This window comes from Saccharibacillus sacchari DSM 19268, assembly GCF_000585395.1.
Lineage (GTDB): Bacteria > Bacillota > Bacilli > Paenibacillales > Paenibacillaceae > Saccharibacillus > Saccharibacillus sacchari.
This window is the reverse complement of sequence record NZ_KK073875.1, coordinates 5,159,666-5,184,837: the sequence shown is the minus strand read 5'-3', so window position 1 is coordinate 5,184,837 and position 25,172 is coordinate 5,159,666. Positions and strand designations below refer to the sequence as shown.

Annotated in this window: 23 protein-coding genes; 11 read left to right on the top strand and 12 right to left on the bottom strand. The window is 53.0% G+C overall.

What is annotated here, in order from left to right:
* Window positions 1-2: 2 nt before the first annotated feature.
* Window positions 3-509, bottom strand: a complete 507-nt coding sequence (locus SACSAC_RS22465) for a winged helix-turn-helix domain-containing protein (RefSeq protein WP_037290565.1) — start codon at window positions 507-509, stop codon at window positions 3-5.
* Window positions 510-838: 329 nt separating this feature from the next.
* A complete protein-coding gene (locus tag SACSAC_RS22460) occupies window positions 839-1,591 on the bottom strand; it encodes a ZIP family metal transporter (protein ID WP_037290563.1) in 753 nt (250 codons plus the stop codon).
* A gap of 241 nt (window positions 1,592-1,832) precedes the next feature.
* On the opposite strand from SACSAC_RS22460, the gene SACSAC_RS22455 reads away from it, so the two are divergent.
* From SACSAC_RS22455 to SACSAC_RS22445, 3 genes are all read left to right on the top strand, one after another.
* Window positions 1,833-3,146 (top strand): VWA domain-containing protein, encoded by a 1,314-nt coding sequence (locus SACSAC_RS22455; RefSeq protein ID WP_037290561.1) that lies wholly within the window; start codon window positions 1,833-1,835, stop codon window positions 3,144-3,146.
* Window positions 3,147-3,178: 32 nt separating this feature from the next.
* Window positions 3,179-3,445, top strand: coding sequence for a hypothetical protein (locus SACSAC_RS22450; protein ID WP_051507330.1), 267 nt, complete (start codon window positions 3,179-3,181; stop codon window positions 3,443-3,445).
* A 163-nt stretch (window positions 3,446-3,608) separates the two neighbouring features.
* Window positions 3,609-4,064 (top strand): hypothetical protein, encoded by a 456-nt coding sequence (locus SACSAC_RS22445; RefSeq protein ID WP_037290559.1) that lies wholly within the window; start codon window positions 3,609-3,611, stop codon window positions 4,062-4,064.
* A 414-nt stretch (window positions 4,065-4,478) separates the two neighbouring features.
* On the opposite strand, the gene SACSAC_RS22440 is transcribed toward SACSAC_RS22445, so the two are convergent.
* Together SACSAC_RS22440 and SACSAC_RS22430 are read right to left on the bottom strand one after the other, a co-directional pair.
* Window positions 4,479-5,630, bottom strand: coding sequence for a DUF4179 domain-containing protein (locus SACSAC_RS22440; protein WP_051507329.1), 1,152 nt, complete (start codon window positions 5,628-5,630; stop codon window positions 4,479-4,481).
* On the bottom strand, window positions 5,605-6,198 hold the full coding sequence (locus SACSAC_RS22430; RefSeq protein WP_037290551.1) for an RNA polymerase sigma factor: 594 nt from the start codon (window positions 6,196-6,198) through the stop codon (window positions 5,605-5,607). The genes SACSAC_RS22440 and SACSAC_RS22430 overlap by 26 nt, the downstream gene beginning before the upstream one ends.
* 271 nt (window positions 6,199-6,469) lie before the next feature.
* On the opposite strand from SACSAC_RS22430, the gene SACSAC_RS27370 reads away from it, so the two are divergent.
* On the top strand, window positions 6,470-7,789 hold the full coding sequence (locus SACSAC_RS27370) for a S41 family peptidase (RefSeq protein WP_156951066.1): 1,320 nt from the start codon (window positions 6,470-6,472) through the stop codon (window positions 7,787-7,789).
* 86 nt (window positions 7,790-7,875) lie between these two features.
* Here SACSAC_RS27370 and SACSAC_RS22420 read toward each other — a convergent pair whose 3' ends face one another.
* The 3 genes from SACSAC_RS22420 to SACSAC_RS22410 all read right to left on the bottom strand — a co-directional run bounded on the left by SACSAC_RS22420 (window position 7,876) and on the right by SACSAC_RS22410 (window position 10,590).
* A complete protein-coding gene (locus tag SACSAC_RS22420) occupies window positions 7,876-8,601 on the bottom strand; it encodes a metallophosphoesterase family protein (RefSeq protein WP_037290549.1) in 726 nt (241 codons plus the stop codon).
* Between the two features lie 27 nt (window positions 8,602-8,628).
* The gene (locus SACSAC_RS22415; RefSeq protein ID WP_037290546.1) at window positions 8,629-9,348 is read right to left on the bottom strand and encodes a DUF554 domain-containing protein; all 720 of its coding nucleotides are present in this window, start codon (window positions 9,346-9,348) and stop codon (window positions 8,629-8,631) included.
* Window positions 9,349-9,585: 237 nt separating this feature from the next.
* The gene (locus tag SACSAC_RS22410; protein WP_037290543.1) at window positions 9,586-10,590 is read right to left on the bottom strand and encodes an ABC transporter substrate-binding protein; all 1,005 of its coding nucleotides are present in this window, start codon (window positions 10,588-10,590) and stop codon (window positions 9,586-9,588) included.
* A gap of 277 nt (window positions 10,591-10,867) precedes the next feature.
* On the opposite strand from SACSAC_RS22410, the gene SACSAC_RS22405 reads away from it, so the two are divergent.
* Together SACSAC_RS22405 and SACSAC_RS22395 are read left to right on the top strand one after the other, a co-directional pair.
* Window positions 10,868-12,247 (top strand): sodium-dependent transporter, encoded by a 1,380-nt coding sequence (locus tag SACSAC_RS22405; RefSeq protein WP_037290540.1) that lies wholly within the window; start codon window positions 10,868-10,870, stop codon window positions 12,245-12,247.
* Between the two features lie 186 nt (window positions 12,248-12,433).
* Window positions 12,434-12,865 (top strand): DUF6526 family protein, encoded by a 432-nt coding sequence (locus SACSAC_RS22395; protein WP_037290533.1) that lies wholly within the window; start codon window positions 12,434-12,436, stop codon window positions 12,863-12,865.
* Window positions 12,866-13,018: 153 nt separating this feature from the next.
* Here SACSAC_RS22395 and gdhA read toward each other — a convergent pair whose 3' ends face one another.
* Window positions 13,019-14,395, bottom strand: a complete 1,377-nt coding sequence (gdhA, locus tag SACSAC_RS22390) for an NADP-specific glutamate dehydrogenase (RefSeq protein ID WP_037290530.1) — start codon at window positions 14,393-14,395, stop codon at window positions 13,019-13,021.
* 473 nt (window positions 14,396-14,868) lie between these two features.
* The gene (locus SACSAC_RS22385) at window positions 14,869-15,855 is read right to left on the bottom strand and encodes a diaminopimelate dehydrogenase (protein WP_037290527.1); all 987 of its coding nucleotides are present in this window, start codon (window positions 15,853-15,855) and stop codon (window positions 14,869-14,871) included.
* Window positions 15,856-16,166: 311 nt separating this feature from the next.
* Between SACSAC_RS22385 and SACSAC_RS22380 the strand changes: the two genes are divergently transcribed.
* The 4 genes from SACSAC_RS22380 (at window position 16,167) to SACSAC_RS22365 (ending at window position 20,335) form a co-directional block, all read left to right on the top strand.
* Window positions 16,167-16,877 (top strand): response regulator transcription factor, encoded by a 711-nt coding sequence (locus tag SACSAC_RS22380; RefSeq protein WP_037290524.1) that lies wholly within the window; start codon window positions 16,167-16,169, stop codon window positions 16,875-16,877.
* A gap of 1 nt (window position 16,878) precedes the next feature.
* Complete coding sequence (locus tag SACSAC_RS22375) at window positions 16,879-18,333, top strand: sensor histidine kinase (protein WP_037290521.1); 1,455 nt, start codon at window positions 16,879-16,881, stop codon at window positions 18,331-18,333.
* Complete coding sequence (locus tag SACSAC_RS27365; protein ID WP_051507327.1) at window positions 18,333-19,274, top strand: PepSY domain-containing protein; 942 nt, start codon at window positions 18,333-18,335, stop codon at window positions 19,272-19,274. Before SACSAC_RS22375 ends, SACSAC_RS27365 begins: the two co-directional genes overlap by 1 nt.
* A 422-nt stretch (window positions 19,275-19,696) precedes the next feature.
* Window positions 19,697-20,335 (top strand): PepSY domain-containing protein, encoded by a 639-nt coding sequence (locus tag SACSAC_RS22365; protein WP_037290517.1) that lies wholly within the window; start codon window positions 19,697-19,699, stop codon window positions 20,333-20,335.
* A gap of 93 nt (window positions 20,336-20,428) precedes the next feature.
* Here the strand turns inward: SACSAC_RS22365 and SACSAC_RS22360 are convergent, their stop codons facing one another.
* A complete protein-coding gene (locus tag SACSAC_RS22360; RefSeq protein ID WP_037290513.1) occupies window positions 20,429-21,097 on the bottom strand; it encodes an S-layer homology domain-containing protein in 669 nt (222 codons plus the stop codon).
* A gap of 198 nt (window positions 21,098-21,295) precedes the next feature.
* Between SACSAC_RS22360 and SACSAC_RS22355 the strand changes: the two genes are divergently transcribed.
* Entirely contained in the window at window positions 21,296-21,991 is a 696-nt protein-coding gene (locus tag SACSAC_RS22355) for an MgtC/SapB family protein (RefSeq protein ID WP_037290511.1), read from the top strand.
* A gap of 188 nt (window positions 21,992-22,179) precedes the next feature.
* Here SACSAC_RS22355 and SACSAC_RS22350 read toward each other — a convergent pair whose 3' ends face one another.
* Together SACSAC_RS22350 and SACSAC_RS22345 are read right to left on the bottom strand one after the other, a co-directional pair.
* A complete protein-coding gene (locus tag SACSAC_RS22350) occupies window positions 22,180-23,253 on the bottom strand; it encodes a hypothetical protein (RefSeq protein WP_037290509.1) in 1,074 nt (357 codons plus the stop codon).
* A 6-nt stretch (window positions 23,254-23,259) separates the two neighbouring features.
* Complete coding sequence (locus SACSAC_RS22345) at window positions 23,260-25,086, bottom strand: HSP90 family protein (RefSeq protein WP_037290507.1); 1,827 nt, start codon at window positions 25,084-25,086, stop codon at window positions 23,260-23,262.
* Window positions 25,087-25,172: the final 86 nt, after the last annotated feature.

Sequence of the window (25,172 nt, the reverse complement as noted above, 5' to 3'; positions counted from 1 at the left end):
GTTTATTTCTCCTTCTTTCCGTCGATCCGTCCAAGCCGAATACTAACGCCGTACTCCTGCCCGCCTTCGGTATTCTGTTCCCACTTTTCCAGAAGCGTCTTCAATTCATCCGAGAAACGAACGGCTTCTTCTTCCGACAAATCCAACCGCGTGGCGTGATATTCGGAAAAAGGACTGCCGCCCGTCCACGCATCGTCGTCCGCCTGCCAACCGTCGCCTTCCGCTCGTCCGGGAAAATGGAACTGGGCGGCTTTCGAGGTATAATATTTTTCCACGATGCCGGCTACGCTGCGCGTATCGCTCAACTCCAGCAGCCCGCCTTCGTACAACCGTTGGATATGGTAATGAATGTTGCCGGGCGTTTTGCGCAGAAGATCCGCAACCTGCTTCGATGTCATCGCTTCGCGCGATAATGCATGCATGATCTTGATCCGCAACGCGTTTTGCAGCAGTTTATTTTGCTTTTCGTCAATAATAAGGGGATGTTCTTTGGAATGATCCGATGTCATGATAAGCCCTCCGTTCTACTCGTTCTGGATTTTCGATCATTCTGGAAATAGATCAATCTGGAATCCAGATCGTATGATTGACTATAGCATCAGCGAAGCGGCTTGTAAATCGTTAATAAGCCAATCTTATTGCACCAAAAGCAACGTAGATCGACCCCGATCCAGCATAAAGCCAACTACATAAGCAAAAAAGCAACGTATATCCTCAATCAAGCTAGAAAAGAGCTGAATAGAGGGTGTACATTGCTTTTTAGGCTATCTGGGTATGCGTTTGAGAGATAGGACACCATCTACATGGACAAAAAGACAACGTAGCTCTCATAAGTTTTTCAGGAGAACGTATCCAACAAAATCGCCGTCAACAATCCCATCGATGCGATAAATCCGACCAGCGGACCGCCTTCTTCGAATGCTTCCGGCATCATGGTCGAGCAGAGCATCGCGATGATCCCGCCGCCCGCGAAAGCTCCGATCGCCGCTTTCATTTCCGGGGACAATTGTTCGAGGAACAAGTAGCCTCCCATTGAAGCCAACGCCGACACCAGCAGTACCGCTGCCCACATGATGAAGATTTTACCGCGTGAATACCCATTTTTTTGCAAGCCGACGGTACTCGACAAGCCTTCCGGAATATTGCTGACGAAGATCGAGACGACTAACACCACGCTGATTCCTTTTCCCGCCAATAGGCTTGCGCCGAGCATAATTGATTCCGGGATCGCATCCATTACCGTCCCTGCGAAAATGCCCAGCCCGCTCTGATCCGCTTCGCCTGCCGCCTGCGAGCCGGATTGATCTTTGCCCGAACGCTTGCGGTTGGAGCCGCCGCGCTTGGATACGATCAGGTCGAACACGGTATACACCAGCGCGCCTGCCGTAAAGCCGATCGCCGTCGCGGTCAGTCCGCCGTCTTCCAGCGCATCGCCCAACAGTTCGAACGCGGCTGCCCCGATCAGCGTCCCGACGCCGAAAGCCATGATCCAGCCGATGGTCTTTTTGCCGATGCGCACAAATAAGGCAGCCAACGCCCCGAGTACTACCGCCGAAGCCGAAATGCCGCCCCACATCAATGCACTCCACATGAATATCCCTCCTTGTTGCTGCTTATTTATTGCGTATAAATGGACATAATGAAGTGCTCCTGAACGTTCATTAACCCGGGAAGCAGGAAGACCAAACGCGAAGTACGCCCAGCAGGCAAACTCGTCGCAAAAAGAGGGGAATGGATGTTCCGGGCATTTTTCGCAATTGCTGTTACTGAATGCTATAATGCTGCGTAGATGGATACGGAACAACCCACAATATTTTTCGGGAGGCGATCAGATGGCAACACCTCAAACAGTATTGACGACAGGTGCCAACGCACCGATCGGACAGACAACGGAACTTCGCGTGCATGTAAAATGGGATAGCGCGCCGGCCGACTTGGACGTGAGCTGTTTTATGGTCGGGGAGAACGGCAAAGTTTCTTCCGACGATTATTTTATTTTTTACAATCAGGATGCCAGTCCCGGCGGGCATGTGCGCTATGAGCGAACCGGGCCTAACGGCGTCGTGTTTACGATTCGAACGAATGAGCTGGACCCGTCGACCGTCGCCAAATGCGTGTTCTCGGCCACATTGGACGGAGCGGGAACTTTTGCCGATATTAAAGGATGCCGCATCGTCGCGGAGACGGGCGCCGGCGAGATTTTGTACGAGATCAAGGAAGCCACGCAGGAGCGTTCGCTTGTCTTTATGGAGCTGTACCGCCATTCTTCGGGCTTGAAGCTGCGTGCGATCGGACGGGGATTCAACGGAGGGCTTAAGCCGCTGGCCGAAGCGCACGGCGTGGAGATTGAAGACGAGGTGCAGGAAACGGCGCCCTCGACTTCTTCTACTGCGGCTGCCACCTCCGCGCCTACGCCTCAGCCTTCGACGCCGCCTGCTCCGAAAGCGCCGGAACCTTCCGTGCCCCTCGGCAAGATCGACCTGCTCAAGCGCAAAGTCGGCATCTCGCTGGAGAAGAAAAACATCGCGCATGAAAAAGCCAGGGTTGCCGTCGTATTCGACGCTTCTGGTTCGATGAGCCAGTTGTATAAAAAAGGAACGGTTCAAAGTGCGTTTGAGCGTATTCTCGCTGTCTCGGCGCAGATGGACGATGACGGGATTCTGGACGTGTGGTTCTTCGCGACCAAGATGATGCGCGCGCCGAGCGTAAACGAGCATCAATACGAAGATTATGTAAAAAAGACATACGCGGGTCCGAGCATGAAAAGCAAACTGGGCTTCGGCAACAACGAACCTGTCGTCATGGAAGATATCATTAAGAAATATACGCAGGAAGACCCGGATGACCGCACGCCGACCTACATCGTCTTTTTCAGCGATGGAGGGATTTACGAGACGAAAAAAATCTCCAAGCTGCTGATCAAGCATGCGGACAAGCCGATCTTCTGGCAGTTCGTCGGCCTCGGCAATGCGAACTACGGCGTGCTGGAACAGCTTGACGATCTGAAAGGACGACTCGTCGACAATGCCGATTTCTTCGCGTTGGACGATCTGGATCGGGTCAGCGACGAGGAGTTGTATGACCGGTTGCTGAACGAGTTCCCGGGCTGGCTGAAAGAAGTGCGGGCAAAAGGGATTTTGAAATAAGAAATCAGAAATCGAAATAAGGAGAAATCATCATGAATAGACATCTGGAATCTTCTTCAAGTTCATCGGATTCGCTGTCTCTGACACTGGGGCAATGTTTGAATATGCTGCATAAAGACTTGGTTCTGGTCGATATGACGCGTCCCGGCAAGCCGACTCATCCGGTAGCCAAGTGGAAAAAGCTGCTGCCGCTGGATTCGCCGGGTTATGAACTGCGAACGATGAGCTTCAATCATGGTCGCACTCAGAAAAAGGCTATTATCGAAATCAATGGATCGGGAGCTTGGCACGAGTGGTGAAAGGAAACCGTGATTAAACATGTAAAAGGCGCGGGAAAAGAATAAAAGAGCGTGTTGGGTACGCGGGGAGGGTAATAAAGAAGGTATCGTTGATTCGACAGGGCATCAACGCCCAAAGATCCTTTCACGCAACGCCATTTCGATCAAGAGGAGGCGATTGACCATGAAACAGGATATCGGAGAAAAGAACGATTTCTATATTATTCGCGTATCGGAACCGCCAGAGCCGGGAGCGCCCATACCGGAGGAGCCACCTGGCACACAACCTGGAACGGATCCTGAAGTTGAACCTAAGCAGCCGCCGGGTTTTGAACCAAACCAGCCGCCCGAGATTACCCCGAAGGAACCGCCAGGTGTAGAGCCGGAGCCCAGTCGGGAACCTGAGATTGTTCCGGCTGATCCTCCGGGCGTGCAACCGGGATCACCGCCGGAGTTCGATCCGGATGACATGCCGGGCGTGCGTCCGAACCGGCCCGAGGTTAAGCCGAAGGAGCCGCCCGGCATACAACCCGGTTCGCCGCCCGAGATTCAACCGATCGATCCGCCGGACGTGAAGCCGATCAGCCCGCCAGAAATTCAGCCCGTGAACCCGCCTGACGTGCAGCCGCGGGAACTATAATAGGCGGATCTCATATCCGTTAGAACGCTGATTTTCGCAATCTGAAATCCGTCACGGATCGTAGGGACGCTTAAACCGGAAAAACGGATGAAATCGATACAAAAATCGGCCTTTTCCACCGCTAAGCGTCGCCTCGTTCCGTTAAAAATCTCAATTTCTCAATTCGGGGCGCTAAGCGTCATATCGATCCGTTATACGTCCTCTTCTCCGGATTACGCTTGTCCGATCAGGTTGAACGAACCGATATGGAACGGTCTTGATGGACGGACCGCGTTGAACCTCAAATCTAGTCCGGTCAAGTCCGTTTAAGGTATTAGACGACGCATAGAAGCCTCTTCGCCAAACTCTGGCGAAGAGGCTTTTTGATCCGTTCGGCTATTCTTTCGGGGAGACCTGCCGCGGAGCTTTGGTTCATTAAGGATTAGGCAGTTCCAACGTCATTTCAAGTTCAGGATAATATTCTTTGACTCGTTCGTCTTGCTCGTCTTTGATGATTTTGCCATTCTCGCCGAGAACGTAACTGTACGGGCGAACCGTGACCGAGGTCGGAAGCTCGTCGAAAGGCTCGAACAGTTCATCCTCCGAATAAGCCGTTTTTGGCGCTTCGTCATCGAATCCGATCTTTTTCTGTTCGATCGATTCTCCCTGCTGGTTGACCAATTCATAATACATTTTCGTGACTTTGTTTGCTTCATCTGTCGGCGCAAGCCCTGTGCTGTCTACAATAAGGCGACTCGTAATCGGAGTTATTTCCAGGCTGCGTACCTTGTATTCAAAGCCGTTGCTGGCCCGGCTTTGATTCGGCGTCAGTTTAGCGATGCTTTCCGTGGCTTTCCGCATCGGGATTTCAAACACAAACGCGCCTTCGACTCCGGTCACATCCAGTTCGGCTGTTAATTCGAACTCTTCGCCCAAGTCTTCGCTCAAGCGGTAAAATTCAGCGGAGAAAGAGCCGAGCCGCGTGATTTCGTCTCCGAATGCCCCTTCATTGGACGGAATCCGTTCGCCGTTAATATACAAGTTAAAACCATAGATTTTTCCTTTCGGATCGTTAGGGTCTTCCTTATGCGCCCGAGAAGACAGAGGAGCCATAATACTTTCTTTCTTAGCGCCCTCCTGTTCGATTGCCAGATTCAACCGCGTACCGTCGTAAAGAACATCCGTCACCGTAAACGTAAAGTCACCGCGAGTTACCGTGAGATTCGGCGTCTGCGCATATCCCATTTCGACGGCTCGTTGGATGCCTCTGTCGTAAGTATCGTCTGCAAAGACGTTGCCGATCACCGGAAGATGCTTAAGCGCCGAGGCCATGACCGGAGAAACGAAGCCGCTGCCCAGCACGCCCAGACTGACAGCTGCGGCGACCGAGGCGACGATTGCCGCTGTTCGTGCCGTTCGTTTGCGAGGCGGCGAGAAGGGGGCTTCTTTCCCCGGGCGAGCATCGATTTGTTCCAGCTGTTGCATCACTCGATTACTGAAGCCTTCAGCGGGCATGTCGAGATCGTTTAGCGCCGTACGCAGCTCTTCTACGGGATCGGACTTAGGTTGATCTTGCCATTTTTTCATGGGGAATACCTCCTGGATGAGAATGTTGACGAACCAACTTTTTCTTGAGCCGTTCGAATTGTTTGCGCATGGAAGCCGCCGTACGACCTGTAATGCAGGCAATCTCTTCAAAGGTATACTGCTGGATCGCGCGGAGCAGAAGAAGATTCCGTTCTTCGGGAGTCAATTCTTCGAACAGACGGTCAATGACCGCTTGTTCCTGTTCATGCGTTCTGGGCGGTGCGGATCGCAGTTGTTCTTTGCAGGCTTCGTTCAGGCGCTCCCTGCGCTTGCTGCTGCGGAGACGGTCCAAGCAATGATGATAGGCGATTCGGTGCAGCCACGAAGAGAAGGAGGCTCTTTTTTCATAGCTTCCGAGTCCCTTATACGCCTTAATGAACACTTCCTGGGTCGCGTCCTCCGCTTCCGTCTGATCCCGGAGCAGCAAGCGGCAGTATACATAAATTTGTTTTTCGTAGGCTTGAACGATCGTCTCGTAGCATTCGCGCCGCCCGGCCAATACCTGGGCAATTACCGTTTCGATTGTGGTCTGCTGATCGGAATCGGCTTCGGTATTTGTCGACTTCAAGTGATCCTCTCCTTTCAGTGTCCTTATCTATGTAACGATCCGAATCGCTTCAAATGTGACGGGAGAGGTACGATTAGTACCTTGACCGCTTAAGAAGTTAGGTTACGCCCCTCAAAAACCCGCTTGAACCGTACGTGTTTCCGATGGAAGCAAACTTTAATCGAATGCGGTCAAGGTATTAGGGTGTGCGGAAGTTAATGTTTTTACTCGTGTACCTTCTATATTATGGGTTTTAAGTTAGTAGAAAAGGGCGAAAGGATGACTTTTGGGATTGGATGCGAAAAGAGTGAGGCTGGGGATGAAGACAGGCATGCTGGGATTAGCGATCGTACAGCTGTTGTTGACGACAAGCAGCGAGCGCATTGCTCAAGCTGAGAAAGATTCGCTGACGGCGGACCAGAAAGTTGAAGATGTTGCATATTTGTATAAGCTAATGAAGGAAAATTATCCGTATATCGAATTGAGCGAGCGGATAACGGGGTTGGATTGGTTTTCCAGGCAAGACTATTACGCGCAAAGGGCGGCGGCTTCGGAGGATGATGAGGCATTTTTAAATATTCTCGAACAGTTGTTAGGGCGTTTGGGAAACGGGCATACCGCTATGGTGTCAAAAGAAGAATATGCGTCGGCATTGAGGTTATTTCTGCAACTTCAAGATGAACGGGGAACTCACGGCCCTTGGGTGGATCAGTTGCAGCAGCCTCAAGTTGTGGAGCGTTATCAGGGAGCGCAGTCGGCTTCTGAAGTAGAGAGGAAAAAGGCTGAAGAGCCGGCAAATTCGGAAACTTCGGACAAGTATCGCATCGCTTCAGAGCTTTTAGGCAGACAGCTTCGAGCAAGAAATCCTTTGAAGTTTGAGACCTTAGAAGAGGGGCGAGTGGCTTATCTCAAGATTCCAGGTTTGCAGAGCGAAAGGAAAGAGGCGGATTTGAAGCAAATTTTGCCGTTTCTTGAGGAGCAGAAGGACGCGGACGCGCTCATTTTCGATATCCGCGGAAATGGAGGCGGCGATAGCGATTACTGGTTCCGAATCGTGCAGCGTCTTACGAATCAGCCCCGTTCATGGACGACGTATCAATTGTTCCGAGGAGGGGAGTTTGCCAAACCTTTTATCGAATCGAAAATGGGGATTTCGTATGCGCAGCTTCTGCCAATCGATGAGTTGAAGGATGAACATTTGCCGAGTCTCCCTCCCGAAACATTCACCGATTTTGACCGTTACTCCAAAGATCAAGCACAAATTACGCCGTACGAACCGATCGGATTTGAGGGGAGAATTTATTTGCTGGTCGATGCAGGCGTGTTCTCGTCAGCGGAAGCTTGGGCTAATTTCGCCAAGGAAAGCGACTGGGCGACTCTGGTCGGCGAACGCACCGGAGGAGACGGAATCGGATGGGAAGGGGCTTATGTTGCGCTGCCCAACAGCGGATACGTGTTTCGAATGGAGCTGATGATGGGTCTTGATGCGACGGGAGCGTCTAACTTTGAAGCACGAACGTTGCCGGATATCGAGGTGGACTATACTCGGCGTTTTGCGGAGAACGGAGATGCTTGCGTGCTGACTGCGCTTGAAGAGGAAAAAAAGTACTGACCGCCTAAACGTTCGTTTTTTGCACAAAAAACATCGCAGCCTCACGGCAATGCGATGTTTTTTAGCATACGAGCGCTATTCAGCTTTTAAGTCGCTTCAATCGCTTTTACATAAAACGTCTCCCCGCTCTCGATCGCAAGCGCATTGAGCTGACCTTCGAACACGGCGCCGCCGTCGATCCCGATGATGCGGTTGCTGCCGTAATAGGGGTCGTTGTTGTCCGGGTCGCCATGCAGGCCGCGTGTCGGCGTATGACCGAAGATTACCTTTTTCGCGCCGTTGTAGCCTTTATGAAATTCCTCGCGGATCCAGATCAGATCGGAGGGGTCCGCTTCGGCAGCGGTCTTGCCCGGCGGAATTCCCGCATGAACGCAGATAAAGTCATCGGTCTCGTAGTAATCAGGCAGACTGCGCACAAAGTTCAGATGACGCTCCAGCGTATCGGAATCCAACTCCGGCTGCCGAAAAGCTTCGCCTGTCTCAATCCTTAATTGCCGTTCGGCGAAACCGTAGCTTTGCAGCGTCACATAACCGCCGTTGCGGACGATCCAGCGTTTCCAATCGTCCTCGCTTCCGCCGTCGAGCGCGCGCAGCATCAGGTCTTCATGATTGCCTTTGAGCACGATTGCGCCTGCGGCATGCAGCTCCATCACGCGCTCCAGCGTCTGCATGGACTTGGGGCCGCGGTCGATATAATCGCCGAGCAGCACAAGCTGATCGACGGCGGGATCGTATTCGGTTTGCTTCAGCAAGCGATCCAGCAGATCCAGTTCACCGTGAATATCGCTGATCGCCAATGTTCGTTTGGTCATGGGAGAGGCCTCTCTTTCGGGGAAGGGTTAGCCCAGCAGGGCTGTCCATAGCTGCGATAAAGGCATAACGAAGATAAGTGCCGGAAGCATATTGGCCACCGGAAAAGCTTTGATCCCGCAGATGCGAAGACCGGTGACCAGCATAATGATACCGCCGGCAGCCGAGAAGTCCGCGATCATTTCGGGCGTGGTGAGCGGCAGAATCAATCCGGCAGTAAAAAATAATCCTAGCAGAATGATCGCTTGAGGCAGAGCGACAGTCGGTACGATAAATCCGAGCGACGCGGCAAAAATCAACGCCGTGCAGAAATCGAGGAACGACTTGGATAACAGTACCGTGTAATCGCCGGTCATCCCTTCGTTCAAAGCACCGAAGATTCCCGTGCCGCTTGCGCAGAACAAGACGACGATGCCGACAAACTGCTGCATGAAGACATCGGGATCGGGCCCGGCAGATTTTGCGGAAAACAAACGATCGACGGGTCCGCGTACTTTGCCGGCCAGCCATTCGATACCTTTTTCCAGACGAATCAGTTCGCCTACCACGCTGCCAAGCAGCAGGGCGAGAACGACAGGCGGCAGCGTATGGACTTTGACAATAAGCGCCACTCCCATCCCCATCGAGGCGGCACCGAAAGTCAACGGAAGATTGGCGCGCAGACGCTCGGGAATCCGATTCCCCAGCAGCGCGCCGAGCATGCCGCCCAACAGGACGGCAAGGGCGTTAATAAGAGGCCCGACGGGCATTTTCGATTCCACCTTTACCTTGAATATGGATCGTCGAACAACCCGGTATTCTTTCTATTTTAAGCGGAGATTCCGAAGACAACAAGGCAGAATCGCAAGAGAAGCCGAAGGCATGCCCGCGCGCAAACCAAAAAGGAGCGGATACCGTCCGCTCCCGTGCTTTGTGCCGCGTACCAGGCGAGGTTTGAAGACACGCCCAGCGGGTCTGTGCGGTTTTTTCGCCGAATCGAATATTCGTTAAGGTTGCGTAAGCGCCTTTTCCACTGCTTTTAGCGATTCTTCCTTAATATAAGGGGCTTCGCTGATCACCCATTGAGGCATCTCGTATACGTGCCCGGCTTTGACGGCTTTCAAGTTTTTCCAGACAGACGTCTGCTCGATTCGGCCGCGATTATCGTTCGCGTCTTGATCGCCGTTCGTATTCGGAGCGCCGATTTCGACGAAAATGTAATCCGCGTCGTAATCCGGCAATACCTCGAGCGAGATCGGAACGACGTCGTCCAACGTTTCGACGCCTCGGGCTGGCGTCAGGCCGAGATCGCCGTAAAGGACGTCGGACAGTGCCTGCTTCGGTCCGTGAACGCGAACTTCTTTGGGCAGGATGCGCAAGTAAAGGAACGTCGAGCCCGGGGGAACGACCTTCGCGATATTCGCTTTTGCCGCTTCGGCTTCGCGCTCGTAACGGTTCAGCCATTCTTCCGCCTGCGCTTCGCGTCCGAACATGGCGCCGTACGAACGAAGCTCTTGTTTCCAATCTGCGGACGGCGAATCGGCGATGACGGTCGGAGCAATCGCCTTCAACTGATCGTACAAATCGGCGTGCGCTTTTCGTCCCAAGATAACGTCGGGCGCGGCATTCAGCACTGCTTCCGGGTTCACCTCGTCTCCGAGCGGTTGAACGCCTTCCAGCAGCGAAGAGTCAAGGTAAGGAGGCATTCCGCCGCCGGGATACGTTCCGGACGCGTAAGGTTTGAGGCCGATCGCCAGCAGGAAATCCGTCAACCGGTAATCGAGCGAGGCGATACGTTGCGGAGAAGCCGGAATGACGCTCTCGCCTTTCAGATGGTTGACGTTCCTCACGGCAGTTTGCGCTACGTCGGCGTCTGCCGCGGTTTCGCCGGGCACATTGGCATTGCCGGAAGAAAGGTTACCGGCAGCGCCGCAGCCCGCGACCGATAACAGAGCCGGCAATAAAATCGCAAACAAGCAGGCGCGAAGACGTTTTTTCGGACGAACGAACATATAAAATCTCCTTTAGGCTCAAATGATAATCGTTATCATATATAAAAAAGAAAAAGACGTCAAATGATGTCGAAAACTTGGATAAGGCTGCATAGCTTTTTTGACGAATAGGCCGATAATAAGGGATTATTTTTGCTAAAAGAAGGCGTGCATGTTTTTGAAAATTCATTTTGTTATTGACTTCGCCAACAAACTATAGACAATGTCGCGTTGATTCGTTACCATGAGAAAATGAAAAACCGCATCGCAGAATCGAACGCAGAAAGGTCGGAGGGGTATGGCAGGTTTGAATAAGAAATCGGGAAATGCCGGAGAAAGACTCGGAGAGGGCAGCACCGGCTTTTCCAAAAACGGATTTATCCTGGCTGCGATCGGAAGTTCGGTCGGTCTGGGCAATATGTGGAAGTTCCCTTACATTACGGGGGAAAACGGCGGGGCGGCATTTTTCCTGCTGTTCATTATCTGTCTGGTCGTGGTCGGACTGCCGATCCTGCTCGCAGAAATGACGATCGGCAGGGGCGGCAGGGGCAATGCGTCTTCCTCGCTGTTTAACTTGACGAACAAAAAGCATTGGAAATGGTTCGGCCTGATCTCCATCATTACGGCGTTCTTGATCATGTCGTATTATAGCGTGGTCGCCGGCTGGACGCTGCATTACATGATCCAATCGTTCGCGGGCGCCTTGTCCGATACGAGCATGGATTACGCGGCGACGTTCCTCGGCTTCGCAGGCGGTTATATGCCGATCTTCTGGAGCGCGGTCGTCATGGTTATCACCGGATACGTTATCGCAAAAGGCGTATCCGGCGGAATCGAGAAGTTCAACAAAGTTCTGATTCCCGGCTTCCTGATCCTGCTGCTTATCATGATGGTACGCGCGTTGACGCTGCCGGGAGCGCTTGAAGGAGCCGAGTTCTTCCTGAAACCGGACTTCTCCAAGCTGAACGAAGAATCGGTCCTGATCGCGCTCGGCCACTCGTTCTTCTCTTTGTCGCTGGGCATGGGCTGCATGCTGACCTACGGCTCTTATGTGCAAAAGGATCAATCGCTCGGAAAAGCTACGCTGGCGATCGGCGCGGGCGACCTGCTGTACGCGTTCATCGCGGGGCTGGTGATCTTCCCGACCGTATTCGCTTACGGCATGGAGCCGTCGAGCGGCGTAGGCTTGGCCTTCATCGCGCTCCCGGCTGCTTTCGCCCAAATGCCGCTCGGCTTCCTGTTCGGCGGCATCTTCTTCCTGTTGCTGGCGATCGCCGCGCTGACCTCGGCCGTGTCGATCCTTGAAGTTCCGGTCGCTTACGCGATGGAACAATGGAAATGGAGCCGGAAAAAAACGGCGATCATCATGGCGGGACTGGCGTTCCTGCTCGGCGTGCCTTCCGCACTGTCGGTCGAAGGCGCTGACGGACCCCTGAGCAATCTGCTGGTATTCGGCAAAACGATCTTCGATCTGTTCGACTTCTCCACGTCCTATATTCTGATGCCGGTAGGCGGTCTGATCATCACGCTGTTCACCGGCTATGCGTGGAAACGCGCGGGCGAAGAAGCGGGTCTTACAGGCGGCATCTACAAAACGTGGATGTTCCTGCTGCGGTACGTTTGCCCGCTGCTGATCATCCTGATCTTCTTGTATTCGATTGGCGTACTGAAGTTCTAATTGCTTATCGTCAAGCTGAAGCGGTGTTCCGAAATTTCGGAGCATCGCTTTTTTGCATCGGTTCTTTTGCGAGCCCGAAGAAAAATGATTGCCGATCGTACCGTCCGGTGTAATAGAGCTTATAATGGAGCTTGATAGCCGCAACAATCGGTTCAAGCTTGCGGAAGTTCATAAGGGGGAAAAGGAATGGAATCATCGAAAAAATTCAGCATGCGCTTTGATTGGCCGTATCACTTTGTGACGCTGCCTTTGCTGTTGATCGTATTGATCGCATCGATTGTCAATCTGGTGCGCACAGTGCAGCAGGGGGAGGAAGCTTTGCCGGCTTGGACGCTGCTGGGGCTGGTCGTCTGCCTTGGGTTTGCGGCTACGCGGATTCGCGTATATGCCACCAAGACGCAGGACCGCATCGTGCGCGCGGAAGAAAGCTTCCGGTATTATCGTCTGACGGGACGGGAGCTGGATCGTCGTCTGAGCGTCGCTCAGATCATTGCGCTGCGTAATGCAGGGGATAAAGAATTTCCGGCGCTTTGTGCGCGCACGGCAGAAGAAAATTGGGATGCTGCGCGTATCCGTTCGGCGATCAAGGAGTTTCGTCCGGACACGATGCGCATTTAATGGAAGTATACGGTTAAAAAAGGAAACAGGAACAGCCAACACAAAAAACGCGATGTCCGGTGAAAGCCGGTATCGCGTTTTTTGATGAATCGTGCGCTTCATAGAGTCATGGAATGGAGCGCCCGATTCTTTTACATGAAAGGAAACTTCGGATTAAACCACGCCTTGAGCGATCATGGCATCGGCAACCTTCAGGAATCCGGCGATGTTGGCCCCTACGACCAGGTTGCCGGCTTGTCCGTATTCTTCGGCGGCTTTTGTCGATTCCGCATAGATGTTCTTCATGATTTGGTGCAGCTTCGCATCCACTTCTTCGAACGTCCACGACAGGCGTGCGCTGTTTTGCGCCATTTCCAACGCGGAAACGGCTACGCCGCCGGCATTGGCTGCTTTTGCGGGACCGAACAGAACGCCGGCTTTGAGGAAATTCTCGATCGCGCCCAGCGTGGACGGCATGTTGGCTCCTTCGCCGATCGCTTTGACGCCGCGGCTAATCAGGCCGGATGCCGCTTCGGCATCGATTTCGTTTTGCGTTGCGCACGGCAGCGCGATATCGCAAGCAATGCTCCAGATGCCTTCGCACCCCTCTGTATACGTCGCGTGAGGATGCTCGGCCACGTATTCGGAAATGCGTCCGCGGCCCGCTTCTTTGATCCGTTTTACCGTCGCGAGATTGATGCCTTCCGGGTCATGGACATAGCCCGAGGAGTCGCTGCACGCGATAACGGTCGCGCCAAGCTCTTGCGCTTTTTCAATCGCGTAGATCGAGACGTTACCCGAACCGGATACCGTCACGCGGCTGCCTTTGAAGTCCAGTCCGGCGCCGTTTAGCATTTCCTGCACAAAGTACACGCAACCGTAACCTGTCGCTTCCGTACGAGCCAAGCTGCCGCCGTACAGCGGGTTTTTACCCGTGAGTACGCCCGCTTCGCTTGCCCCGCGGATACGCTTGTATTGACCGTACATATAACCGATCTCGCGTGCGCCGACGCCGATATCGCCTGCCGGAACATCGACGTCCGAACCGATATGCCGGTACAGCTCCGTCATAAAGCTTTGCGTGAAGCGCATCACTTCCAGGTCGGATTTGCCTTTCGGATCAAAGTCCGACCCGCCTTTACCGCCGCCGATCGGCTGGCCGGTCAGCGAGTTTTTGAGCACCTGCTCGAAACCGAGGAACTTGATGATGCTCGCGTTAACCGAAGGATGGAAGCGCAAGCCGCCTTTGTACGGTCCGATCGCGCTATTGAACTGCACGCGGAAACCGCGGTTCACCTGTACCCGACCCGAATCGTCAACCCAAGGCACTCGGAACGAAATCAGACGCTCCGGCTCCGACAAGCGCTCAAGCAAACCGTGCTCGCGGTAACGGGGATTCTTGGCAAACACAGGAACGAGCGAATCGAAAATCTCGCGTACGGCCTGATGGAACTCGTCTTCATAAGGATTGCGACGCACCACAGTAGCAAACACGGATTCGACATAAGCTTTCGCTTCAGCATAGCCAGTTTCGTTTTGAGTCTCGATCATAAATACACGCTCCTTCGAAATGGGTTTCGGTGATTGGTGCTTTTATAAAATACCGGGTTCTAGCGTTAATCTGATAAAGGAATAAACTAAATAGAAACACCGGAGAACAAACGAGGATCGTACGCGTACATAACCTTCCTTGAAGGAAGTCGCCTCTTTACATTTGAGGAAAAGAGCTGCAAACTCCCGCAGCCCTTAATAATCCCACCGAACCGAAGGTTCGGTGGCAGATCTAATCTTTTAACCCATTCCATAAAAAACGGAATGTTGAATATCGTTGAAGTCCCTATTCCGGCGAAGCGATAGGCGGAGGGAGAAATTTAGTGAAAGACGCCTTTGAACTCGGAAAAATTCCAATCAAAATTCTAATCGATTTTTCCGAGTGAGACAGCGCCTTGAACAAATTTCTCTCGCAGCCGACCCAGCTTTGCCCCAACGAATAGGACTTTCAATTCGATCTACAGCAATCCGACCTACAGCAATTCCGCGCGCAGCTCCGCAGCGCTTTTCGGCGACAAGTGACCCAGCGGAATATCGAATACCGTCCGCGCCCCCGTCTGACCTTCGGCAGCCAACTTGAACGCCGCGCGCGCATAAGCGATCAATACGCTGGCCGTGAACTCCGGATTGCTTTCCAGCTCCAGCCCGAATTCGATCCGCTGCTTCGTGCCGGCTCCCGTAACGCCGCTGCGCATTACGAATCCGCCGTGAGGCATGCCCGAATGCTCGCGCTCCAGTTCTTCTGCCGTAATGAACGTCACGCTTGTGTTGTAATCGGAGAAGTAGTTCGGCATCGACACGATCGCTTCGCGAATCGCATTCTCGTCCGCGCCTTCTTCGGCAACGACGTAACAGTCGCGCATATGCTTATCCCGGGTTTTCAATTCCGGCGTTTCGCCCGAACGGATCAAGTCGATCGCGGTTTGGACAGGCACCGTGTATTGTACGCCTGCTTTGACGCCCGGAACGCGACGAATCGCGTCGGAGTGTCCTTGGCTGACTCCTTTGCCCCAGAATGTATATTCCTTGCCTTCAGGCAGGATCGATTCCGCGAGCAGTCGGTTCATCGAGAACAAGCCCGGGTCCCAACCCGTCGAAATGACGCTGACCCGTTCGCCTTCGAGAGCGGCCGTATTCACCGTATCGAAAAATTCAGGGATCTTGGCATGCGTATCGAAGCTGTCCACCGTATGGAACAGCGAAGCAAGCTGAGGGGTTTGTTCAGGCAGATCCGTAGCGGACCCCCCGCACAGGATCATCACGTCGACTTCATTACGAAATTGCTCGACGTCTGCGATATGTACGAAACGGACTGATTCTCCGCGCTGCTCCAGCGACTTGGGATCGCGACGGCTGAATACCGCCACAAGTTCCATGTCCGGATTTTGCGCAATTGCGCTACGTACGCCCCGGCCGAGATTGCCATAGCCGACGATGCCGATTCTGATTTTTTGCTGCATGAAAGAATCCTCCCTTTGCAAACGTTTGACTGTAAAATTCCGAATATCCGTTAAGTATAGTTATAGTTGACACAGTGTGTAAACTGCCTAATTGAATTTTTATGAAAAAATGCCCCTAAAGTCCTAGATTTGATGAATGGTTAGTTAACATTTTGACAAAAGGTAACAATTGCGTTTGTGGCATCCGGGCGCTCTTTGGCTTAAAATATGGGCAAGACGTGATAGGGCGTGAAAGCAGACGACGAATGAAGCCAAAACATACATGAGCTTGAAGAAAAGCCGCAAGCTTTTAAACATAAGGAGGCCCGGATGTGACTGAAAAGGTATTGATTATCGAGGATGAAGACAAGATTGCCCGTCTGTTGGAGCTTGAACTGGGCTATGAAGGTTATCGAACAGGACGCGCGGGTTCGGGAACGGAAGGCTTGGAGCTGTACAGGGAAGGCGGTTGGGATCTGATCTTGTTGGATGTCATGTTGCCCGGACTTAGCGGAATTGAAGTGCTGCGCCGTATTCGTGCGAGCGATCCGTTGACTCCGGTCATTCTGTTGACGGCAAAAGACTCGGTCGAAGATAAAGTATCCGGACTGGATCTGGGTGCGAGCGATTACGTGACCAAGCCTTTTGAAATCGAGGAACTGCTGGCGCGCATTCGTTCTTCGCTGCGGGTAAGCGCCGCCAGAATAGCTCGGCAGGAAGCGGTTGTTGACGTCGCGGAAGAGTTTCTTGCGATCGGCGATCTGCGCTTGAACGAGCAGACGAGAGAAGTGTACCGGAGAGAACGGCGGATCGACCTCACCCCCCGCGAATTCGACTTGCTTGTTTTCCTGCTTCGCAATCAGCGTCAAGTTTTGAGCCGGGAACAAATGATTCGAGAGGTCTGGGGGTACGATTATGCGGGGGATACGAACGTCGTCGACGTGTATATCCGTTATGTGCGAAAAAAGATCGACGAGACGGGACTTCCCGAGTTGATCCATACGGTGCGCGGCGTAGGTTACGTCTTGAAGGAGTCTTCCTGAGATGCGGCTCAAAAGTAAAATCTATCTCTACACCTCCGTGCTTTTCGCGGCATTGCTGGCTGTGGTCTGCATCTCGGTCTATGTATTATTTCAGCGAATGTCGCTAGAGGACGAGACGCAGCGTATCCAAGCCGAAGCTTTTCTTATTGCAGAGCGGGTCGCCGGATCTTCAGCCCAAATTGCTCCGGACGATCTGCTGCGCGCTTACGTTCCGGCGGATGGAATGCTGCGGGTTGTCCGTCCGGAAGGGACAAGTCTCTCTGCCGTGACGAACGGTGCGGGGGATGCTTTTATCGCGGAAACGTATGCGTACCACGAAGGCGTCACCAGTGAACGGTTAAGCGCGGGCGGCAGCGGCTATATTCGTGTATCGGTTCCCGTGATCTGGTCGGATGGCGAAGTACGCAGCGTGCAGATCAGTCGCAGCATCGCCGATACGGAAGGTCGTCTTGCCGTGCTGCGAACCGTATTGGCAGTGGTATCGCTGCTCGCATTGATTCCTGCAATTCTAGCCAGCCGCGTGCTGTCGAACCGGATCGTGAAGCCGATCTCGGCGCTTACCGGCACGATGGGGGATATTCAACAGAGCGGAAAGTTTCGGCAGATCGAAACGGGTCAAAAGCCTGGAGACGAGCTAGCCGAAATGGAGCGTGCGTTCAATGAAATGATTGCGCTGCTGGAAGCCAATTTTGCCCGGCAGGAGCGCTTTGTTTCAGATGCTTCTCACGAACTCAAAACGCCGCTGACGATTATCGAGAGTTACGCCAACTTGCTGCGACGCCGGGGTAAAGAACGTCCGGAAGTATTCGATGAGGCCGTAGGCGCGATTTTGTCGGAATCGGTGCGGATGCGAGAGTTGACGGAGCGGTTGCTTCAATCGGCGCGTCGCCCTGAGGCGGACACTTTGGACATGACAGAAACCAATTTAACGGTATCCGTTCAAGAATCCGCCATGGCGTTTTCAGGAGCTTACGGACGCAGCGTAACCGTGCATGCGGATGACTTTGTTCCGGTAACGACCGATACGGCCAAAGTGCGCCAACTGCTTTTTATCTTGCTGGACAATGCGCGCAAGTACAGCGAAGATGGAATTGAAGTCGAAGTTTCCGGCGGAAGCGGATTGGCGGCAAGCATACGCGTCATAGACCGGGGCGTCGGGATTCCCGAATCCGAATTGCCGAAAGTCTTTGATCGCTTCTATCGAGTCGACTCTTCCCGTACTCGCCAGACCGGCGGCTCCGGTCTGGGTTTATCTTTGGCGCAAGATATCGCTGAAGCCTTGGGCGTTCAGATCGGAATCGAAAGCCAATCGGGAAAAGGAACCATCGTTACTTTGACTTTTCCAATCTTAAATCTGCCTCGTCCTGCCTCAGAAACCCGAAGCGGTAAAACAGGTCTCGGACGAAGAAGCACGCGGACAGACGAACATAAATCGGAGCGAAAGGAGAGATCGTGATGAAACGCAGTTCAGGAAAACTCATCGGATCGGCAGCCGTGGTGGCGGTTGCGGTGACGGGATTGATCCTGTGGAGTCCCTGGGGAGCAGCCGAACCTGTGCTCACGCGCGAACAAGCCGAACAGGAATTGTTGGCACGCTACAGCGGACAGGTGGAATCGGCCAATCTGGCAAACGGTCACTACGATATGCGGTTGCGCACCGAAGCAGGCCTGTACGCCGTAGCGCTCTCCGCTTCCAGCGGACAGGTCGAATCGATCCGCCGTCTGGAAGCCGCCGAACAGACCCCGCCTGAAATTCTCGAGCGCACAAAAGTCAAAACGCTGCTGGAAAGTCGGGCAACAGGCGCAACAGTCACCCGTCTGGAACTGGAAACGCCGACAGACGCCGATAACCCTTTTTATGTGGCAGAATTAACCGATCCTACAGGCCGCTTATTAAAACTTACAATCGATGCGTACAGCGGAGATATCCGATCCGAACAAGAAATCTCTGCACCGCAGACGGGAGGCAACGGCTCCGCCCAACCGCCTGACGAACCTGCATCCAATCCAAATACCGGCCAAGAAAATCCGCCAACCGAAAACCCTGATAGCTCTTCCAACGGACAAAACGGCGAGAATCCCGACAATTCGACCAAGCCCGGCGACAAAGATAATCAACCGCAAAAACCAAATCATTCTAACGATCCGGTTCGTTTACTCAGCGAAAAAGAAGCCGAGAAGATCGCCGCAAAATCCCTGGCCGACGCCGGCTCCAAAGTCGAAGACACCGACGCCGACCTCCGAACTGAAGAAGACGGCCAAGCCTACTACCTGGTCGAAATCGAACTCGAAGACGGCCGCGAAGCCTCTGTCCAAATCAACGCCGTCTCCGGCACTATCCTCTCCACCACCTGGGACGAAGACAAAGACGCAGATGAAGACGCCGAAAACACCTAACCCGCCTAACCGCCAGAACCGCCTCTCGTGCAGGCGGTTCTTTTTTGTTTTTTTTATTTCTCTTTTTTCCTTAAAGTTTATATTGTACAAAGCGTCCAGCGGAGGGAGAAATTCAGTGAAATACAGGATTTCGAAGAAAACCTCCGGTAACATCCGGTGCTATGTTGACGCCTTTGAACGCGGAAAGCTGCAAGCTTTCTGCGTGAAACAGCGTCTTGAACGAATTTCTCCCGCAGCGCCGTCCCTTTAAACAAAATAAACCCTCTCTCATTTCTTTCTCATCGTTTTCTAATGAAGCTCTCTCCGCCTTCTCAGACGGCACGGTTAATCTAATAGTGCGGCAGGGTAAGACGCCTTGCAAAAATTACACATATCCGTACCTTGCCTTTAGTGTTGGCAAGGTACCAGAGGAGGAGATTGAAATGGTAAAACGTAAAGTGATGATCGGAGCGGTTGCGGCCGCATTGACGCTCGGAGGAACGGCAGCTTTGGCGAGCGGTGCAGGAACGGGAACATCCGCGAGCGGTGCGGCGAACTCGTCGAATGCATCCGCGCAAACGCAAAACGCGTCGGCTGCCTCGATTATTTCGCCGGAACGCGCAAAAGAGATCGCGCTGAAAGCGCAAGCCGGAACGGTGGACGATATCGATCTGGAAACGAAAAACGGCAAAACGTATTACGAAGTCGATATCGACCGCGCCAACGGCGACGACGTGGATGTCTGGGTGGATGCTTACTCCGCTTCCGTACTGAAAGTGGTCAACGACGACGATAAGGACGCTTCGAACAGCAAACAGAAAAATTCGAACGCCAAAGCAACCGGCGCCGCGGCTTCGGTAAAGATCACGTCGACCAAAGCCGAGGAGATCGCGCTCAAGCAGACCGGCGGCGGAACGGTGACGGATATCGATTTGGATAAAGACGACGGACGTTTCATCTATGAAATCGAAATCCGCACCGCGCAAGGCGAAGCGGACGTCGATGTCGATGCCAATACGGGAAAAGTCCTTTCCTATGACGAAGATTTCGATGACAACGACGACGATAGCGATGACGATTGATTTTTAGCCGGTTCGCTACAAACGATAGCCATAAAAAAACGGAAGATGCCTCTGCGGCATCTTCCGTTTTGCGATTTTATTGCGCTTTTACCTTTATTTCGTTTCGAAGATATGGCCTTTGACGGCAATTTTATACAGCATATCGGCAGCTTGAGCACGAGTCAAAGTCTCATTCGGGTGAATATTTCCTTTCGCGTCCAACTCCAGAATGCCAAACGCGAGTGCTTCCTGCATCGAACCGCTGCTTCCGTCCGGAATCGAAGCTTCGTCCGTAATCTCTACCGGAATCAGTCGGAACATCGGCAGCGCCCCTGATTTTTGTCCGGCATTGATCAACAACGAGGCGAACGAAGCCCGGGTAGCCGGAGCATTCGGATCAAGGTCGCGCGGTAGGTTCAGGTCGCTATAAGCGGCGATCACCAGCGCATCGGAGTACCAGGCATGATCGGAAGCTTTAGGGAACGAATCCGAAGCTTCAGGCTTTTTGAAAAAATTCAGATCGTCGATATTCAATCCGAATGTATCGACAGTAAGTTGAATGGCTTGAGCGTTGGTGAATGTGCCTTGCGGGTTGAATTTGCCGTCTTTCGCGCCTTTCACGATGCCGGCTTCTTGAAGGGCCGTAATTTGATTCGCTTGCGGCACGCCTTGCAGATCGCCGAAAGCGGCTGCGGCATAAGCGGAACCTCCGGCCAGACCGGATAGCAGAATGGCCGCGGCGGCCGGAATCGCAACTAATTTTGTACCGAATTTTTTTCTCATCAATAACACGCTCCTTGATTAGGCTTGGATATCTTTCAGACGAGGCTCTCCTATGGAATGTTGCAAATGAAATTCGAAAAAGTAAGTTTGCGTACACGCCCTACTCGAACGTGGGTAAAAACATAGCAGATGTCCGGGCAGAAAAACATGGAGAACCATAAATGCTTGCTTGTTCATACTTGGAGAGGAGTTGAAGGTATGGGGTACTTCGATCTGGTCGATTTACCGCTGGAATTCGAGCATTTGCTGCGAATCCTGATTGCAGGAATGTGCGGAGCCCTGATTGGTTATGAACGAAAAAGCAGGCGCAAGGAGGCTGGAACACGAACGCATTTCATTGTGGCTGTAGGCGCGGCGCTCATTATGGTGATTTCCAAGTACGGATTCATGGATTTGGAAGGACGAACCGGCGTGCAGATCGACCCGACCAAAGTCGCATCCGAGATCGTCAGCGGTGTCGGCTTTCTCGGAGCAGGCATGATCTTCATGCGGAAATATACGATTAACGGCCTAACGACTGCGGCGGGAATGTGGGCGACTGCGGGAGTCGGCATGGCGATGGGAGCGGGCTTGTATATTTTGGGGATCGCGGCGACGCTGTTGATTTATATGACGCAGATTATCATGCACGGCAATTTCAAAGGTCGCTTGGTAGCCTCGACGCATCGGCTGCTTGTTACGGTTCGGCAGGAAAAGGGTGCAGCGGAGAACTTCAAGCGTCTGCTTGAGGAGCGGGGAATGACCGTAATCGATTTCAAAGCAGGTGGGAAAGATGAAGAGAAAAAGCACCTCACTTTGGATTTGGTGGTTCGCCTTCCGAAAGGGACGACTGCGGATGAATTGATGCCGCTGTTGGAGGAGCACGATCATATCATCGGAATCGAGCTGAAGTGAAAATTAAGAAAGCCCTATCTCCACGCTGGAGACGCTGCGGGAGAAATTCGCTCTGCGTGCGCATGGATAGGGCTTTCTTGTGGGGGAGGTATGGGAGGCCAAAGATAAAGATATTATGCATACGTCTTGCATAGAGAAGCTTCTTATAAAAAAATCGGCTTTATAAGATTATAAAAAGAGCGAAGGCGTTAGCCTCGCTCTTTAAGTAGTTCTTTTCCATATTCCGTGTAATAAGTATTGGCGTTGCGGTTGTCTAGGGCTTGGGCGGTGGTGAAGGCTTCTTCCTCCAGTTTTTGGCGCAGTTCGTCGTGGTTGTCGGCCAAGGCGTAGAAGCGCGAGGACGGAGGAAGGTTGAGTACGAAAGATTCGCCGGTGCGGATCAGTTTTTGCAGCAAGGCAGCGGCGTTCCAGTAGAACATCATCCGGTTTAACGGATCTTCATGGCCTTCGACCTGCGGGAGATGGCGTTCCAGCAGCGGGAGGGCTTTTTGCGGATCGACGATGGACAGGTAACCGATATGTTCGCCGAACTCGTGTACGAAGGTCAGATTGTCGCGAATGAGTTTATAGCTTTTAGGCTGAATCTCTTCGGCTTCTTCGGTGCGTCCCAGTCGGTGCAGCGGGAGCAGAAGGAAAGGCAAGGTTGCGTGCGGGACATGAGCGCAGCGCTGGCGGCCTTTGACGATCGGCTGGGCTTTTTTGACTGCGGCTTCGTCTTGTCCGGTGAGCAGCAGGTAACGGACTTGCTCGTCCAGTTCGCAAGCGGAGCAGTCGCTCATGGCGTCTCTTTTCAGTTTGCGGAATTCATTTAGATATTCGCCTGCTTTGTCCAGGTCGCCCATATACATCGAGATCCGGAAACGGTAGTACCAATAAGTGCGGTCGCTGACTCCGTACTCCTGATAACGCCGACGCAGGTCCTCCAGCAGCGATTCGATCTGCTGCGCGGGGACGTCCGGGAACGAAGGGACATCGTCGATGACCCATTTGTAATTCCAATGCAGCGTATGGGCTTCGTAGGCTTCCGGGTTTCGATCATATTGACCGAGCTGCCAAGAGTACGCCACGATCGCTTTTAACGGAAAACCTCCGAAACTGCCGACTTCCACGATTTCTTCGCGCGCTTCGTAACCGGCTTCGACGTTGCCCGCGAGATCCGCCAATTCAGCCGCTCGCTCCAATAACGCCATCTTGGCCGCGCCGTTCGGCAAGCCGTAAGCCTCCATCATCAGGTCTTCAAATTCCGATTCAAAATGGTCCATCGTGAATTATTCTCCTTTCTCCGATTCCATGCTCCAATCAATCAACGACAAAATACCTTTATTCAGCAGCGCCAGCTCCGAACGGCTCATTGGGTAGTGTCCCATCATCAGCGCATTCGCGTATAACATCTCGATCAACGTGCTTAAACGGCTGGTGGATTGGCCCGTAAACATTCGCTCGACGACAGGGTTGTTCAGGTTCAGGTATAAAATGGAATACGAGCTTGCCTCTCCTTGGAGCGAACCGCCCAGACTTCCGAGTATGGAAGCGAAGGCTTGCGGGCTTTCTTCGCTGGCGCGTTCAATCGAACGCAGCGTAGCGGCTTCTTCCGGCAAAGTGAACAAGGCAGGTAATTCTTCCGGCTTGAAGCGTTTCAGCAGGATGCGGCAGCGGAAACGCTGAAGAGCCAGATCCGCGGCACGAGCGGCTTGAAGGGTTGCGGATCGTTCTTCAGGATTCAAGTCGGTAAAAGCAAGCGATACATCCTCGGGCAATAAACGACGAACGTCGGTTCCCGGCAAGATGCGAGCGAGCGACTCCAGCAATTCCGCTTCGTAAATATAACCCCCGTTGACGACCAGCATCGATTGCGCGGAAGCGACATGGCGGAGTTGGCGATAATGGTCGAGCGTAGGAGTATAGTAGAGCGTTTGTTTTTCATCAATCAGCTCGCCCAGCGTCTTGTGTCCGTAGGTGCTCTCGAACGGCAGCCAGCGATGGATCATTCGGTAAAACGTATCGTCTTCCACGGCCAGGTTTTTCATCGATAACGCATGCAGTTCGACGATACGCCGCAGCCGGGTCTGATCCTGTTCGCTCATATGAATCAGTGCGTCCCGAATGGCTTCACCCAGCTCGCCGCGTACGCGTTCCAACTGTTCGTTTTCGTAAAAATGTTCACGCGAGGCTGTCGGTTGAAGTTCGTCGGTCCAAATCAAGCATTTTACGAAAAAGGCCCACTCCGGCAAAATATTGTCCGCCTGCTCGGAGATCAGCATCCGTTTCAGATAAACCTTGTGCGAGCGCTTGGCGCTCAGATTGACGGCATGCGGAAGAATGTAGGCAATACCGCCTGTGCGCCCCGTCGAAGTCCGTAACGGAATAAAGTCGCGGAATCGCTCGCCCAGCATTTTTTCGCCAAAACGCAGTACCTCGTCCGGACTGCCATGCGCAAGATCCGGACGCACGATCCAGTCAGGGACTTCCGGGTTAATCCGGTGCTCCCGTCCTTCCGCAGATAGACGGATCGGATACGGCAGCAAAGCGCCATAATGCAAAAGATCCAATTCCACCGTTTCCGATTCGAAATAAAAGTCCGTCTCCGGTTTGCAGCGCAAATAGACCTTGGTGCCCGGCGTCAACGACGTTTCCAATTTGCGAATCGTGTATGTACCGTCCGGCTTTCCTTTCCATTCGATTGAAGGGCCGCCGCTTGCCGATTGGGTCAGCATAACGATCTCGTCACTGACCATGAAGCAGGAAAGCAGACCGATGCCGAACCGTCCGATAAAGGAAGTTTCGCCAAGCAGTTCCGTTCCGTTTCGCTTGGAAGAATGGCCGATCATGGCAAGGAATTCATGGACGTCTTCCTCGGTCAATCCGATCCCGTTATCTTGCATCAGCAAGGTGGCATCGGCGCCGCGGCCTGCCAGCTCGACGAACACTTCGCCGCGATGGGACGGATCGAGATCCATGCGTGCCGTAATCGCGTCAGTGGCATTTTGCAGCAATTCGCGCAGGAATACACGCGGACTGCTGTACAGGTGGTTCGATAAAATATCGATCATTCCGCTCAGGTTGACCTGAAAACGATACTCTTGCGAATCAGGCATTTCTATTCCTCCTCTAATTTCCGTTTTCCATAAAACCCCTGCCTCTATTTTAGCTTGCTTCATTCTCGTTTCCAAATGCGGGAAGC

Bases quoted from the DNA above. Each gene is read 5' to 3' on its own strand.
- SACSAC_RS27365 (WP_051507327.1), top strand. From the start codon at position 18,333: ATGAAACGCAGTTCAGGAAAACTCATCGGATCGGCAGCCGTGGTGGCG.
- SACSAC_RS22445 (WP_037290559.1), top strand. From the start codon at position 3,609: ATGAAACAGGATATCGGAGAAAAGAACGATTTCTATATTATTCGCGTA.
- SACSAC_RS22420 (WP_037290549.1), bottom strand. From the start codon at position 8,601: ATGACCAAACGAACATTGGCGATCAGCGATATTCACGGTGAACTGGAT.
- SACSAC_RS22460 (WP_037290563.1), bottom strand. From the start codon at position 1,591: ATGTGGAGTGCATTGATGTGGGGCGGCATTTCGGCTTCGGCGGTAGTA.
- SACSAC_RS22465 (WP_037290565.1), bottom strand. From the start codon at position 509: ATGACATCGGATCATTCCAAAGAACATCCCCTTATTATTGACGAAAAG.
- SACSAC_RS22365 (WP_037290517.1), top strand. From the start codon at position 19,697: ATGGTAAAACGTAAAGTGATGATCGGAGCGGTTGCGGCCGCATTGACG.
- SACSAC_RS22360 (WP_037290513.1), bottom strand. From the start codon at position 21,097: ATGAGAAAAAAATTCGGTACAAAATTAGTTGCGATTCCGGCCGCCGCG.
- SACSAC_RS22440 (WP_051507329.1), bottom strand. From the start codon at position 5,630: ATGAAAAAATGGCAAGATCAACCTAAGTCCGATCCCGTAGAAGAGCTG.
- SACSAC_RS22345 (WP_037290507.1), bottom strand. From the start codon at position 25,086: ATGCCTGATTCGCAAGAGTATCGTTTTCAGGTCAACCTGAGCGGAATG.
- SACSAC_RS22355 (WP_037290511.1), top strand. From the start codon at position 21,296: ATGGGGTACTTCGATCTGGTCGATTTACCGCTGGAATTCGAGCATTTG.
- SACSAC_RS22350 (WP_037290509.1), bottom strand. From the start codon at position 23,253: ATGGACCATTTTGAATCGGAATTTGAAGACCTGATGATGGAGGCTTAC.
- SACSAC_RS22455 (WP_037290561.1), top strand. From the start codon at position 1,833: ATGGCAACACCTCAAACAGTATTGACGACAGGTGCCAACGCACCGATC.
- SACSAC_RS22415 (WP_037290546.1), bottom strand. From the start codon at position 9,348: ATGCCCGTCGGGCCTCTTATTAACGCCCTTGCCGTCCTGTTGGGCGGC.
- SACSAC_RS22375 (WP_037290521.1), top strand. From the start codon at position 16,879: ATGCGGCTCAAAAGTAAAATCTATCTCTACACCTCCGTGCTTTTCGCG.
- SACSAC_RS22385 (WP_037290527.1), bottom strand. From the start codon at position 15,855: ATGCAGCAAAAAATCAGAATCGGCATCGTCGGCTATGGCAATCTCGGC.
- SACSAC_RS22405 (WP_037290540.1), top strand. From the start codon at position 10,868: ATGGCAGGTTTGAATAAGAAATCGGGAAATGCCGGAGAAAGACTCGGA.
- SACSAC_RS22395 (WP_037290533.1), top strand. From the start codon at position 12,434: ATGGAATCATCGAAAAAATTCAGCATGCGCTTTGATTGGCCGTATCAC.
- SACSAC_RS22450 (WP_051507330.1), top strand. From the start codon at position 3,179: ATGAATAGACATCTGGAATCTTCTTCAAGTTCATCGGATTCGCTGTCT.
- gdhA (WP_037290530.1), bottom strand. From the start codon at position 14,395: ATGATCGAGACTCAAAACGAAACTGGCTATGCTGAAGCGAAAGCTTAT.
- SACSAC_RS22410 (WP_037290543.1), bottom strand. From the start codon at position 10,590: ATGTTCGTTCGTCCGAAAAAACGTCTTCGCGCCTGCTTGTTTGCGATT.